We start from the raw sequence: 13,643 nt of genomic DNA on the forward strand, positions 1-13,643 counted from the left end.
CCAACGCCGAGTCGTCCCGGACCGAGCGCGGGGTGGACCGAGTCGGGGACGGTTCCCTACCCGGTCCGCCATCCCCGGAGCGAGCACGAGGTCGACCGAGTCGGGGACGGTTCCCTACCCGGTCCGCCATCCCCGGAGCGAGCACGAGGTCGACCGAGTCGGGGACGGTTCCCTACCCGGCCCGCCATCCCCGGAGCGAGCGCGAGGTGGACCGAGTCAGGAACCGTCCCCGACTCGGTCCAGAACCCACATCCCACCACCCGAAGGGACGTGAGCAGTTGCCCACAGGTGTTCGATGTGGGTTCGATTCTGTCAGACCCGGGTGTCTGACTTGATGCATGGACGCGAAGACGGCCGGCACGGTGTCGGTGGGCGAGGTGCTCACCGTGGTCGTGACGCGCCGAGGAACCACCACGATGCCCGGCACTCGGGCGAGCCCTGCTCCGTGGCCGGGGTTGCGCTCTCGGCGTACGCAGGGACGCTGCCGGGACCCTCGCTGGTAGCTTGGCAACGCAGCCAACAAGGAGGAACGGTGGAGATCAAGATCGGCATCCAGCACGTCGCCCGCGAACTCACGGTCGAGACGGACGCGACCGCGGCGCAGGTCGAGGCCGACCTGCGCAAGGCCCTCACCGACGGCACCCTCCTCGCCCTCACCGATGACAAGGGGCGCAAGGTGCTCGTGCCCGCCGACAAGGTCGCCTACATCGACCTCGGGCAGGAGAAGACCCGCACGGTCGGCTTCGGCTCACTCTGACCGGCCCCTGCGGACCAGGAAACTGCTGAGCAATCGGGTGCCGGCTGGCAGGTGCCCCGCTGGCGTTCTGCTCCTTCCTTCCTCCTCTGTGAGCGCTCCTCCTCTGTGCGCGCGAGCAGGCTCGCCTCACCCCGTCGTGGGGTCTGCGGCGCCGCGGGCCGGCGATCTGCCGCGGCCACCTCGGGGCCGCGGAGGAACCGCGATCAGCCCCCGAGCCCGGCCTTCCGCTCATCCCGCCCGGCACGTCCCCGCTCGACACAACATTGCCCAGCAGCCCCCTAGGGATCGCAGGGCGCGGGCGCGCTAGACTGGCTCCGCCGCACCCCCCATGTGCGCGCCTGCCTCGAGCGGCCCGAACGGCGCCGCCGGCGGTCCGATTCGTCTGTGCCGTAGCCGGCCGCAGACACACCAGAAGGCATGACCCTGACCGAAAACAGCATCGAGAACCAGTCCGAGGTCGACGAACGCACATTCGCCGACCTCGGTGTCATCCCCGAGATCTCCGAAGCCCTCGCCGCGCTCGGCATCGTCCGCCCCTTCCCGATCCAGGCGCTCGCCATCCCGATCGCCGTGGCAGGGACGGACATGATCGGGCAGGCCCGGACCGGCACCGGCAAGACCCTGGCGTTCGGCGTCAGCCTGCTCCAGCGCATCGCCGTCCCGACCGACCCCGAGTACGCCGAGCTGAAGGTCCCCGGCGCGCCGCAGGCCCTGGTGATGTGCCCGACGCGGGAGCTCGCGCTGCAGGTCGCCCGCGACCTCGCCGACGCCTCGTCCGTGCGCAAGGCCCGCGTCCTCACCGTCTACGGCGGTGTCGGCTACGAACCGCAGCTGGACGCCCTCGCGTCCGGCGTCGACGTCGTCGTCGGCACCCCCGGCCGCCTGCTCGACCTCGCCAACCGCCGCTCGCTCGACCTGTCCCACATCCGCGTGCTGGTTCTGGACGAGGCGGACGAGATGCTCGACCTCGGCTTCCTGCCGGACGTGGAGCGGCTGATCAGCAAGACCCCGAAGTCGCGCCAGACGCTGCTGTTCAGCGCCACGATGCCCTCGGCGATCGTCGCGCTCGCCCGCATGCACCTGAACCAGCCGGTGAACGTGCGTGCCGAGACCCACGATGCACAGCTGACCGTGCCGGACACCACCCAGTTCGTGTACCAGACCCACGACCTCGACAAGCCCGAGATCGTCGGGCGCATCCTGCAGGCGCCCGGGTGCACCCGGACGATGATCTTCACCCGCACCAAGCGGGCGGCGCAGCGCCTGGCCGACGAACTCGTCGACCGGGGCTTCGAGGCCACCTCGATCCACGGCGACCTCAACCAGGTGGCGCGCGAGAAGGCGCTGAAGAAGTTCCGCGACGGCAAGGTCTCGGTCCTGGTCGCCACCGACGTGGCCGCGCGCGGCATCGACATCACCGACGTCAGCCACGTGATCAACTACGAGTGCCCGGACTCCGAGATGACCTACGTGCACCGGATCGGCCGCACCGGCCGCGCAGGCGCGAAGGGCACCGCGGTGACGCTCGTCGACTGGGCCGATGTCACCCGGTGGAAGGTCATCAACAAGGCGCTCGAACTCGACTTCCCCGAGCCCATGGAGACCTACTCGACCTCACCGAACCTCTACGTCGACCTGGGCATTCCGGAGGGTACGAAGGGACGCCTCAAGGAGGCCGCCCCGCGTGAGCGCGACATCCACCACAAGGACCATCACAAGGACGGTCACCACCACAAGGAGCGCGGCGACCGCGCCCCGCGCGAACGGACGCGGCGCCGGCTCCGCAACGGCGAGCCGGTGGCAGGTGAGGCCGCCGACGTGGTGATCACCACCGCCGAGTCCGCCGATGCCGCCACCGTGGAGGCGGCCACCGACGGTGCGGTGACCACGGCCGGGTCCCGGCCCCGGCGTCGCCGCCGCCGCTCCGGCGGCAACCGCGAGAGCCAGCAGGTCGAAGCCTCCTGAGCGCGCACAGGCCCAGTTCACGCACGAACGCCCCGGTCCCGGACCGGGGCGTTCGTGCGTGAAGGGTCAGTAGACCATGTTCATCGCCGCACGCACCTCGGCGAGCGTGGCGTCGCCCACCTCGTTGGCACGGGCGTTGCCGCGACGCAGCACGTCGATCAGGTGGCCGGGATCGGCAGCCAGCTCAAGCCGGCGGGCCCGGATCGGTGCGAAGAACTCGTTCACGGCCTCGGTGACCAGCTTCTTCAGCCCGCCGCCACCGCCGTCGCCGATCGCCTCGGCGATCTCGACCGGGTCGCGCCCCGTGCACAGCGAGGCCAGCATCAGCAGGTTCGACACTTCCGGACGGTTCAGCGGGTCGTAACTGATGTGCCGGTCGGAGTCGGTGACGGCCTTGCGGATCAGCTTCGCCGTGGTGTCGGCATCCATGCCGATCTCGATGACGTTGCCCTTGGTCTTGCTCATCTTCGTGCCGTCCAGCCCCAGCACCGTGGACGCCTGGCTGAGCAGCGCCTCCGCCTGCGGGAACACCGGACGGGCCGGGTCGACCCGCCCGTACCGCTCGTCGAAGCGGCGGGCGACCACGCGGGTCTGCTCGAGGTGCGGCAGCTGGTCCTTGCCGACCGGGACCAGGTTGGCCTTGCAGAACAGGATGTCGGCCGCCTGGTGCACGGGGTAGGTGAGCAGCAGGCCGGACATCGGCCGGTCCCCGGTTGCCTCCAGCTCCGCCTTCACCGTCGGGTTGCGCCGCAGTTCGGCGTCCGTCACCAGGGAGAGGAACGGCAGCAACAGCTGGTTCAGCGCCGGCACGGCGGAGTGGGCGTAGATGGTCGTGCGGGACGGGTCGAGACCGATCGCCAGGTAGTCGGCCAGCATGCCGAGCACCCGGTCGTGGATCGGTCCGGTCCCGTCCCGGTCGGTGATCACCTGGTAGTCGGCGATCAGGATGTAGGTCTCGACGCCGGCGTCCTGGATCCGCACCCGGTTGGCCAGCGAGCCGAAGTAGTGCCCCAGGTGCAGGTTGCCGGTCGGCCGGTCTCCGGTCATCACCCGGAAGCCGGACGGGTCGCGCGCGATCTGCGCCTCGATCTCCGCACTGCGAGCCTCGGTGCGGCGCAGCGACGCGTCGGAGGTGGACTGGGCGAGGTCGTCACCAGCGGTGTCGGTCACGGTCGCGCTCTGGGGGTCGGACATGGTTCTCCTCGTTCGGGCCACCCGGCTCAGGCATGCGAAACGGCCGCCTGCGACGGACGGCCGTGGATGTGCGGGTCGCGGGATCGGGCCGTCGTTACGGCCGCCACCAGCTCCTCGGATGCACGGCCGTCAATCTACCACTCCTCACGCGCCGGGGCCGCCCGCGCCGGTGGGGTCAGAGGACGCCGCCGCGCTCTGCGACCCGAGCGGCGATCTCGGTCAGGACGGCCGGGTCGGTGGTGTTGCAGCCGAGGTCGTGGTCGACCTTTCCGGTGCCGTGATAGTCCGACGCGCCAGTGGCCAGCAGGCCCAGCCGAGAGGCGAGAGCGCGCAACTCGGCGCGAGTGGCGGCATCGTGGTCCTGGTGGTCGACCTCCACCCCGTCCAGCCGCGACGCCGCGGCGAACCCGGCCAGCACCTCGACGGGCAGCTGGTCACGACTCACCCGCCCCCACGGGTGGGCGATCACCGCCACGCCGCCCGCCGCCCGGACGAGGTCGAGTCCCTGCGCCAGCGGCACCGAGTAGCGCTGCACGAAGATCGGTCGGTCGTCGGCCAGCCAGTTGTCGAACGCCTCCCGCCGGTCCGCGACGTAGCCGAGCTCGATCATCGAGTCGGCCAGGTGCGGGCGTCCGACCGAGGGGCTGTCGCCGACGTACTTCGCCAGCACCTCCTCCGGGACCGGCATCCCCGCCTCCGCCAGCCGGCGCAACATGGTGGGGACCCGTTCGGTGCGGCCCTCCCTGATCTTCGCGAGCTCATCGTTCAGCGGTCCGTCGTCGGCGCGGCACCCGTAGCCCAGCAGGTGCACCGACGTCCCGTCGTGCTCGGCGGAGATCTCGATCCCACGCAGCACCTGCACGCCGAGTTCGGTTCCGGCCTGTACCGCCTCGGCCAGGCCGTCGAAGGTGTCGTGGTCGCACAGCGCCACCACGTCCAGGCCCGCCGCGCGGGCGTTCGCCACGAGCTCGGTCGGGGTGTCCGTCCCGTCGGAGACCGAACTGTGCGTGTGCAGGTCGATGCGCATCGCCCCATCCTGCCACCTCCCGCGCGCGGGACGGTCCGTGCCCGGCCGGGTCGTCTCGGGCGCAGGCCCGCCGCCTCCCCACGTGCGGGCCGGACGCGTCAGCCGAGCATGGCGCGCACCTGGGCGAGCCCCACGTTCATGCGGGCCACGTCGGCGGGGCCGTCGGTGAGCGCGCGAATGGTCGCCACTCTGGTGCCCAGGGCCGGGTCGGACGCCGCCCACTCCTCCACCACCCGCTCGGGCGTCGCGCCGGGCTCGGCGCCGGCCAGCACCTCCGCGGTGAGCTCGGCATGGGCGGCCAGCAGCTCATCGCGCAGCGCCGCGCGCGCCATCGCGTCCCAGCGGACCTGGCGCGGCAGCCCGTCCACCCCGGCAGCCAGCTGGTCGATGCCGGCCGCGACGGAGAGCCGATAGTGCACCTCCGCCACCCGCAACGGCTCCAGACCCAGCCGGTGGGCGACCTCGACGACGCTGAGCAGGGTGTGGGCCTGCCCCGCGGTGGCCATCGTCGCCGCGAGCTCGGCCGACAGGCCGGACCCCGTCCAGTGCGCGGTCAGCTCCTGTGCCGCGGCCGCCTGCCCGCCGGTGAGCAGCCGCGGCAGCTCCGGACGCAGTTGCGCGATCTCGCCGCCGTAGGCCGCGACGGCCGCGGTCACGTCCAGAGCCCCGCGCTGGTGGTGCAGCAGCCAGCGCGTGGCCCGCTCGACCATCCGTCGCAGGGTCACCCGCAGCCGGGTGGCGTCGGCGGCGGCCAGCTCGGTGTTCCGGCGCACCCGCACCTCGTCCAGACCGACGGCGAAGATCGCCCGGGAGGCGAGCTGCGCCCTCATGATGTCCGCGATCCCTGCGCCTGTCTCGGTGGACAGCCGGTGGTAGGCGGTGATGCCCTGGCTGTTCACGAACCGGTTCACCGCAACGGTCGCGATGATCTCCCGCGCCAGCCGGTGCGCGGGCATCCGGTCGGCGTAGCGGTCGCGCAGCGGCTCCGGGAAGTACTGGACGAGCCGGTCGGCCAGGTAGGGGTCGTCAGGGAGGTCGGAGGCCAGCACCCAGCGGTCCAGCGCGATCTTGGTGTACGACAGCAGCACGGCCAGTTCCGGCCGGGTCAGGCCCTCACCCGCGGCGATCCGGTCGGTCATCTCCTTGCTGGACGGCAGGTCCTCGATCGACCGGTCGAGCAGGCCGTCGTCGGTGAGCGTCCGCATCCACGCCTCGTGCTGCCCTGCGAGCACCACCCGCCGGTACATCGCGTTCGCCAGCGCCACGTTCTGGTCGACATTGTGGGCGAGCACGAGGCGGGCCACCTCGTCGGTCATGGACGCGAGCAGCCCGCGTCTGCTGTCCTCGCTGAGCCGTCCCGACTCGACCTCCGGGGCCAGCAGGATCTTGATGTTCACCTCGTGGTCGGAGGTGTCGACGCCCGCGGAGTTGTCGATGAAGTCGGTCCCGATGCGGCCGCCCGCCCGCGCGTACTCGACCCGGCCCCGCTGGGTGAATCCGAGGTTCCCGCCCTCGGCCACGCAGCGCGCCCGCAGCCGCCCGCCGTCCACCCGGACAGCGTCGTTGGCCTTGTCGCCGGCCTCGGCGTGTGACTCCGAGGCGGCCTTCACGAAGGTGCCGACCCCGCCGTTGAACAGCAGGTCGACCGGCGCGCACAGGATCGCGCTGACGAGCTCGTTCGGGGTCAGCTGCACGACCTCCTCCGGCAGGCCGAGGACCCCGCGCACCTGCGGGCTGACCGGCACCGATTTCGCATCCCTGCGAAACACGCCGCCGCCCGGCGAGACCAGGGACGCGTCGTAGTCGGCCCAGGTCGAGCCGGGCAGCGCGAACAGCCGCTGCCGCTCGGCGAACGAGACGGCGGGGTCCGGGTCGGGGTCCAGGAACACGTGGACGTGGTTGAACGCAGCGACCAGCGACATCCGGTCCGAGAGCAGCATGCCGTTACCGAACACGTCGCCGGCCATGTCGCCGATCCCGACGCAGGTGAACCCGTCGATGGCCGGGTCCAGGCCTAGGTCGGCGAAGTGTCGTCTGACCGACTCCCAGGCGCCGCGGGCCGTGATCCCCATGGCCTTGTGGTCATACCCGCTGGAGCCGCCGGAGGCGAACGCGTCGCCCAGCCAGAAGCCGCGGCCCACCGACACCTCGTTGGCCAGGTCGGAGAAGGTCGCCGTGCCCTTGTCGGCCGCCACCACGAGGTAGGGGTCGTCGCCGTCGTAGCGCACGACCCGCGCGGGCGGGACGAGCCGACCGGCCACGATGTTGTCGGTGATGCCGAGCAGCGCGTCCACGAACAGCCGGTAGCAGGCCCTGCCCTCCGCCTGCCATGCCGCGCGGTCGGAGGGGTCCGGCAGCTGCTGGGGCACGAAGCCTCCCTTGGCCCCGCTCGGCACGATCACCGTGTTCTTGACCAGCTGCGCCTTGACCAGGCCGAGCACTTCCGTGCGGAAGTCCTCCCTGCGGTCCGACCAGCGCAGGCCACCACGCGCCACCGCACCGAAGCGGAGGTGGACGCCTTGCACGCGCGGGGAGTAGACGAACACCTCGAACGCCGGCCGCGGCTCCGGCAGCAGGGCGAGGCGGGCGGGCAGCAGCTTCAGCGCCAGGGTGTCGGTGCCGGTGAAGGCGTTGCTGCGGACGCTGGCGTCGATCACGGCGAGGAAGGCCCTCAGGATGCGGTCGTGGTCGAGGCTCTCGACGGCGTCCAGCTGCGCGAGCAGGGCGGCGCGCCGCTCGGCGTACGCCGCAGCCCGCTCCTCGGTCGTCGCGTGGGCCTCCGGGTCGAACCGGTCGGCGAAGGCGGCGGCAAGGCCGGCGGCGAGGTCGGGATGGGCGTTCAGGGCGGTCGCCAGGTAGGGCTGGCTGAACGGGACGCCGGCCTGCTGCAGGTAGCGCGAGATGGCACGCAGCCAGCTGACCTGGTGCCAGTCCAGGCCCGCGGCGACCACCAGCCGGTTCAGCGCGTCAGCCTCGCAGCGTCCGGTCACCGAGGCGACGAAGACGTCCATGAACCGCTGCCGGATACCGACCGTGCGGGCGCGCGCGGCCAGGTCGGCGGGAAGCTTCAGCCCGAAGTCGTAGACCAGGACGCGCCGGCCGCGCAGGTCCCAGTTGTAGGGGCGCTCGTCGACCACGTCCGCGCCGAGGACCGCCAGATGCGGCATCACCTCGGTCAGGGACATCGCGCGGCGGGTGATCACCTTCAGCCGCACGTCGGAGGGGTCGGACGGGTCGTGCGGGGAGAACAGGCACAGCCGCAGGTCGTCGTCGTCGACCAGCTGGTTGGCCAGAGCGAGGTCGGCGACGGCCGCGGACGGGGAGTAGTCGGCGGTGTAGGCCTCGCTGAACTCGACCCCACGCTGCTCGCTGGGCAGGGCGTCGACGAGCGCGACGAAGTCGTCCTCCCAGCTGCGGGCCGCGGCCGCGATCTCGCGGGCGATCAATTCGCCGTCCGGGTCGGTCGGCGCGTCCGCCGCCAGCCTGATCACGAAGAACAACCGGGTCAGCACCGATTCGCTGACCAGGGTGGAGAACTCCACCTCCACACCGCCGAGCCGCTCGGTCAGGATCTGCTGGATCCGCAACCGGGTGGTGGTGTTGTAGCGGTCCCTGGGCAGGTACACCAGCGCGGTCGCGAACGCCCCGTAGCGGGCGCGGCGCAGGAACACCCTTGCCTGTCGTCGCTCCCGCAACCCCGCGACGGCGGCCACGATCGGTGCGAGTTCGGAGACCTTCGCCTCGAACAGTTCGTCGCGGGGATAGGTGGCGACCACCTGGCGGACGGCATTCCAGCCGTGCGAGTGCGGCTCGAAGCCGCACCCCTCGAGCAGTTGGCGTGACTTGGCGGCCAGCAGCGGGATCGTGGCCACCGACTCGGTGTAGGCCGCGGCGGCCAGCAGCCCGAGGAAGCGGTGTTCGCGGACCAGGCTCCCGTCGTCGGCGTAGTGGCGGACCGCCACGTGCTCGAGGTGGACCGGACGGTGCACGGGCGAGCGGCGCGGATCCCTGACCAGGACCAGCGGGTCGCGCTCGTCCGCCGCCGGGACGGTGACGGCGTCCGGCTCGGTGACCCCGGTGAGCAGGCCGAGGCCGCTGCCCGGCACCGGGACCAGACGGCCCCCGTCCCGCACGTAGTCGGCCGCGCCGAGGAAGACGAAGTTGTCCGCGGCCAGCCAGTCCAGCACCGCGACCGCCTCGTCGATCCCCGGTCCTGAGCGGCCGCGCAGCTCCTCCGCCGCCGCCCTGGCGCGGGCGACCATGGGCTGCCAGTCGCCGACGACGACGTCGAGCACCTCCAGCGCCGTGCGCAGGCCGTCCGACAGAGACCCGGCGAGACCCTCGGCCGCCTGCCCGAGCGGCGGGTAGAGCTCCAGGGCGATCCACGACTCGGCGACACCGCCGGCCCCGGCGGCGAGGTCGACCAGGCGGCCCTCGGCGTCCCTCGCGACCCGGAGTTGCGGGTGGTACAGCCGGCGCAGGCTCCAGTCACGGCCGGTGAGTTCCATGGTGACGGTGTCGACCAGGAACGGGCGGTCGTCGGTGACGAGGAGGGCCAGGGTGGACGTGTCGGCGCCGACGCCGGGCACCTGCCCGGGCGTGATCACCCGGACCAGGTGTTCGCCGGGCCGTCGGACCCGACCGAGTTCGAGGTGGGCGGTGACGGCGGCGGCGAGGGCGGCCGGGTCGATCCCGACCAGGTCCGGCTCGGCGACGGGCTGGAGGTAGGCGGTGACGAGGCGGGAGAACATCGGATCGCCCGACTGCCCGCCCTCGGTGACGCTGGTGAGGGACTCACGCAGCCCTGCCGAGACGCCGGGCACGAGACTGGACACGCCTGCTCCTTCGCAGCTTGAGACCTCATCCACCCTATCCACGCCAGAATGGGCGGCATGGAGATACACGCCACGAACGACTTCGCCGCGCCCGTACCCACGGTGTTCGCGATGCTCACCGACCCGGTCTTCCTGCGGGCGGTGTGCCTGGCGACGGACCCGCTCGAGCACGAGGTCACCGTGGACGGGCTGCGCACCTCCACGCGCCGCGTGATGCCGACCCCCTCCGTCGTGGCCCGGCTCGCCGGCCCCCGGATGGCCGTGGTCGACGAGATCAGGTGGGAGCCGGGCACGTCGGAGGGGGGACGTCGGGGGGCCGCGCAGATCAGCGTCGAAGGCCTGCCGGCCGAACTGACCGGGGTGGTCACCCTGCGTCCCGGCGGTTCGGGATCGGTGCTGCACTACGACGGCGAGCTCTCGGTGAACGTCCCCTTCCTCGGTCCGGGGCTGGCCAGACAGGCCGCCCCGCTGCTGCTGGAGGCCCTGGAGATCCAGGAGCGGGTCGGGAAGGAGTACCTGGCGCGCTAGGAGACTGCTGAACAATCATGTCCCGGCTGCGGCGCGCCGGATCGGGCGATCTGCAGCGGCCACACCTTGGGGCATAGGGCTAGGAGACTGCTGAGCGGTGCTGTGCCGAGCCGGGACTGCCGGCACCTCAGGGATCGGCGGTTCCCGGGACCCCCGGCGGGCGCGCGTTCACTCCACGCAGAGGCAGAAGGGGTGCCCCGCCGGGTCGAGGAACACCCGGAAGGTCGTTCCCGGCTGCACCTCGGCCCTCGTGGCGCCAAGGGCGAGCACTGCCGCCTCGCCGTCGTCGAGGTCGTCGACCATGACGTCGATGTGCATCTGCTGCGGGACGTCCTGGCCCGGCCACTGCGGCGCGCGGTAGTCCTCCACCTTCTGGAAGGAGAGGCACTGACCTTCAGCGGTGCGGACGTCGGCCCAGCCGTCGTCGAGTTCGACCTTGCCGTCGAGCATCGCCCCGTAGAACTCGGCCAGCACCGCCGGGTCGGGGCAGTCGAGCACGACGCTGGGATACCTTGCGATGGCCATGACCCAGCGTAGGCCGAACCCGCCGTGGGCTGCACCCGTCCGGATGTGCGTGTTCCCGTGCCCGGACGAGAACGGCCTCCCGCTCCGCAGACCGTGAGCAGGAGGCCGTTCTCGCCGACGCGGGCCGGACGGGTTACTTCGACAGCAGGATCAGCTTCGGCTGGCCGCCGGTGGAGACCACCTTCACCGTGCCGTTCTTGTAGACCTTGACCGTGGCCGACATGGCCCTGGCCAGGTTCAGCCGCTGCCAGGACCCGGGAGCGGTGCCGTGGGTGCTGGACCAGGTGGTGTCCAGCGGGTGGCCCGAGCGAACCTCGGTCTGCGCCAGCACCGAGATCCGCTGGGTGCTGGTCAGGGTCGGGAAGGTGGTCAGCAGCAGGCTCTCCGCACCGGCGGGGACGGACGCCTTCTGCCTGGTCGAGGAGGTCGCGGCGAACCCGTAACCCATCCGTTCGGTGTACACCTTGACCGCCGAGGCGCGGTTGGTCACGATCTGGCTGGTGCCACCGGGGATCTTCTTCCCGCCGTAGGGGTTGTCGGTGTACGGGGTGTCGGAGGCGATGCACCTCGCCAGCGTGTTGCCGCACTTGCTCTCCAGGTAGCTCACCAGCTCGGCACGGGCCGGCTCCAGCACCTGGGTGCGGAAGGCGCCGTCCGACCAGCGCGACGCGAGAGCCATCTCACCGTTCATCCGGCCGCCGATGATGTCCAACGCGTAGTGGACGCCGAGGACGATCCGGTTGTTGCCGGCCTCGGAGGAGCGAGCCAGGATCTGCGGGGCGAGTTCGGGCAGCAAGGTGGCCAGGGTGATACCGGCTTCGTAGGCGGTCGTGGTGTGTCCGCTGGGGAACGCCCCGCCGGTGCAGATGCCGGCCGTGCCGTAGCCCGCGTCCAGCGACACGTCGGTGGACGCGAAGGCGTGCGTGGTGTCGGTGGTCGCCGCGACCCGGGTGATCTTCAGGTTGCCGGTCGAGTCGGTCCAGCTCCTGCCCTTGCGGATCGCCGTCAGCGAGGAGCCGTTCACCGCACTCGGCGCACAGGCGTCCTCGTCCCCGGCCACCTTGGTGGCGCTCGGGTCCACCTTCAGGAAGGGACGCGGGTAGCTGAAGGTGGCCTTCGCCGTACTGGTGCTGACGTAGGCTCCGGTGGTCCCCGTGGAGCTGTCCACCAGGGCGCTGGTGAGCGGCAGGTCGCCGGCGATCCGCCCCTGGGCGTAGATCGCGCCGAGCTTCTTCCCCAGCCCGTCCGCGATCGAGATCGACTGGTCGTACCCCGAGCCGTCGGAGTTCTTGTAGGCGGCGTTCTGCAGCGCGCGGAACTGCTGGCCGGAGGTGGCGTTCTGGTTGATCCAGCTGGTCACCCGGTCATTCCACTGCAGCGCCTTGGTGTTCTTCACCGTCCCGTGCAGGTCGTTGGTTCCCGAGGACTGCCACAGGTCGCTGTAACCGGACAGGCCGGCGACGAGGTTCGGCTTGGTGGCGTCGCTGTCGTAGCCGGCCGCCTGTGCTGAGGGTGCGCCGGAGGAGGCCAGCAGCGCGATGACCGCCGCGGCGGCGATCCCGCGCAGCAGCGGGAGCCGCCGGGTGCGGGCGGATGCGTGTTCGAGGGGCATGGAGTCGGTCGCCTTCTTTCGATCAGGGGCCCGGACAGCCCCGGACCCAGATGGCGCCTCACACGCTAGGAAGGCGATCTGTCCAGTTCCCTGCGCACAACCGACCCGAGGATGAACGCCGCATGACGTGCGGGAGTGAGCACCGCGACGGACGGGATGCAGGCCACAGCACCCCGGGATCCGGTCAGGACGGGCTGCGGCCTACGTCACCGTCGGGCTGAAGACATGCACCTTCGCCCCGATCGGGGTGTGCCGGAAGATCCAGATCGCATCGGTCAGGCTGCCCACGTTCACGCAGCCGTGGCTCGAGCCGGCGTAGCCCACCGCGTGGAAGCCGGGCGAGTAGTGCACGTACATGTCCGGGTAGAACATCACGCTGTAGGGCATCGCGCCGGAGCCGTAGTTCTCCGAAGGCGGGTCGACCTGCTTGTCGTAGACCTTCCAGGTGCCGTTGGCGGTGCCGTAGATCCGCCACACGCCCTTCTTCTGCTTCTTCTTCTTGAGGTAGTTGTAGCCGCCGACGCGCACCTTGACGGTCTTCTTGACCTCGCCGTCCTTGAGCCAGAACAGCTTGCGGTGGGCCTGGTCGACGCAGATCACGACGCCCTTGGTCAGACACTTCTTCGGCAGCACGGTGGGGACGACCGGCGCCCTGGATGCCAGTGCCAGCCAGGTCTTCTTCGCGACGATCCCGGTCGCGGGCAGGCCGCGGGAGCGCTGGTAGTTCAGGATCGCGTTGGCCCCGGAGGTCTGGTTGATCCGGCTGGTCGTCGCCCACGGGTAGTACTTGGCCGCCTTGAGCTTCCTGATCACCAGCAGCGCACACGCCCCCGACGAGCCCGGGCCAACGGTGGTCGTGCGGCAGTTCTTGAACTCCTTCCGCGTCTTGGCGCTGAGCGCCTTCCACGGATCGGTGGGCGTGGGCTTCGCTGTCGGAGTGGTGGTCGGTGTGGCTGTCGCCGTCGGCGAGCCGGTCGGGGATGCGGTGGCGGTCGCGACCCCTGTCGGGGAGGGCGTGACCTGCTCCCCGGCGGGGCCGAACGCCCCTTGCGTGGGCGACTCGGGAAGAGTGCGGGCACAGCCGGACGCGACGAGCATCGCGGCCACGGCGACCGCCGCCAGGGCGCGCGGCCACGTGCGCCGCTCGGACGGGAGGGTCGGGCTCATGGGGTCCTTCCGCACTGTTTCGCCGGGGACGGG

The 13,643-nt window shown here is 71.3% G+C and carries 9 protein-coding genes; 3 read left to right on the forward strand and 6 right to left on the reverse strand.

The genetic code is table 11. The features are described 5' to 3' along the window. Positions 1 to 532: 532 nt before the first annotated feature. Both QM633_RS11765 and QM633_RS11770 read left to right on the forward strand, forming a co-directional pair. Positions 533 to 757, forward strand: coding sequence for a DUF3107 domain-containing protein (locus tag QM633_RS11765; protein ID WP_415153949.1), 225 nt, complete (start codon positions 533 to 535; stop codon positions 755 to 757). Positions 758 to 1,174: 417 nt separating this feature from the next. Continuing rightward, positions 1,175 to 2,722 carry a DEAD/DEAH box helicase gene (locus tag QM633_RS11770; protein WP_415153950.1) on the forward strand — a complete coding sequence of 516 codons (1,548 nt, stop codon included), beginning with the start codon at positions 1,175 to 1,177 and terminating at the stop codon, positions 2,720 to 2,722. Between the two features lie 66 nt (positions 2,723 to 2,788). On the opposite strand, the gene trpS is transcribed toward QM633_RS11770, so the two are convergent. From trpS to QM633_RS11785, 3 genes are all read right to left on the reverse strand, one after another. Then, positions 2,789 to 3,916 carry a tryptophan--tRNA ligase gene (gene trpS, locus QM633_RS11775; RefSeq protein WP_415153951.1) on the reverse strand — a complete coding sequence of 376 codons (1,128 nt, stop codon included), beginning with the start codon at positions 3,914 to 3,916 and terminating at the stop codon, positions 2,789 to 2,791. A 175-nt stretch (positions 3,917 to 4,091) separates the two neighbouring features. Further along, positions 4,092 to 4,943, reverse strand: a complete 852-nt coding sequence (locus QM633_RS11780; RefSeq protein ID WP_415153952.1) for a PHP domain-containing protein — start codon at positions 4,941 to 4,943, stop codon at positions 4,092 to 4,094. Between the two features lie 98 nt (positions 4,944 to 5,041). Further along, positions 5,042 to 9,778, reverse strand: coding sequence for an NAD-glutamate dehydrogenase (locus tag QM633_RS11785; RefSeq protein ID WP_415153953.1), 4,737 nt, complete (start codon positions 9,776 to 9,778; stop codon positions 5,042 to 5,044). A gap of 57 nt (positions 9,779 to 9,835) precedes the next feature. Between QM633_RS11785 and QM633_RS11790 the strand changes: the two genes are divergently transcribed. Continuing rightward, positions 9,836 to 10,306, forward strand: a complete 471-nt coding sequence (locus tag QM633_RS11790) for a DUF2505 domain-containing protein (RefSeq protein WP_415153954.1) — start codon at positions 9,836 to 9,838, stop codon at positions 10,304 to 10,306. 168 nt (positions 10,307 to 10,474) lie between these two features. Here QM633_RS11790 and QM633_RS11795 read toward each other — a convergent pair whose 3' ends face one another. The 3 genes from QM633_RS11795 to QM633_RS11805 all read right to left on the reverse strand — a co-directional run bounded on the left by QM633_RS11795 (position 10,475) and on the right by QM633_RS11805 (position 13,610). Then, positions 10,475 to 10,831 carry a VOC family protein gene (locus QM633_RS11795; RefSeq protein WP_415153955.1) on the reverse strand — a complete coding sequence of 119 codons (357 nt, stop codon included), beginning with the start codon at positions 10,829 to 10,831 and terminating at the stop codon, positions 10,475 to 10,477. A 133-nt stretch (positions 10,832 to 10,964) separates the two neighbouring features. After that, on the reverse strand, positions 10,965 to 12,443 hold the full coding sequence (locus tag QM633_RS11800; protein WP_415153956.1) for a phosphatase PAP2 family protein: 1,479 nt from the start codon (positions 12,441 to 12,443) through the stop codon (positions 10,965 to 10,967). 201 nt (positions 12,444 to 12,644) lie between these two features. Continuing rightward, the gene (locus QM633_RS11805) at positions 12,645 to 13,610 is read right to left on the reverse strand and encodes a L,D-transpeptidase family protein (protein ID WP_415153957.1); all 966 of its coding nucleotides are present in this window, start codon (positions 13,608 to 13,610) and stop codon (positions 12,645 to 12,647) included. Positions 13,611 to 13,643: the final 33 nt, after the last annotated feature.

The organism is Propionicimonas sp. (genome assembly GCF_047606205.1).
GTDB lineage: Bacteria > Actinomycetota > Actinomycetes > Propionibacteriales > Propionibacteriaceae > Propionicimonas.

Excerpts from the sequence above, each read along its gene's own strand:
- QM633_RS11770 (WP_415153950.1), top strand. The coding sequence starts at position 1,175 with ATGACCCTGACCGAAAACAGCATCGAGAACCAGTCCGAGGTCGACGAA.
- trpS (WP_415153951.1), bottom strand. The coding sequence starts at position 3,916 with ATGTCCGACCCCCAGAGCGCGACCGTGACCGACACCGCTGGTGACGAC.
- QM633_RS11780 (WP_415153952.1), bottom strand. The coding sequence starts at position 4,943 with ATGCGCATCGACCTGCACACGCACAGTTCGGTCTCCGACGGGACGGAC.
- QM633_RS11790 (WP_415153954.1), top strand. The coding sequence starts at position 9,836 with ATGGAGATACACGCCACGAACGACTTCGCCGCGCCCGTACCCACGGTG.
- QM633_RS11795 (WP_415153955.1), bottom strand. The coding sequence starts at position 10,831 with ATGGCCATCGCAAGGTATCCCAGCGTCGTGCTCGACTGCCCCGACCCG.
- QM633_RS11800 (WP_415153956.1), bottom strand. The coding sequence starts at position 12,443 with ATGCCCCTCGAACACGCATCCGCCCGCACCCGGCGGCTCCCGCTGCTG.
- QM633_RS11805 (WP_415153957.1), bottom strand. The coding sequence starts at position 13,610 with ATGAGCCCGACCCTCCCGTCCGAGCGGCGCACGTGGCCGCGCGCCCTG.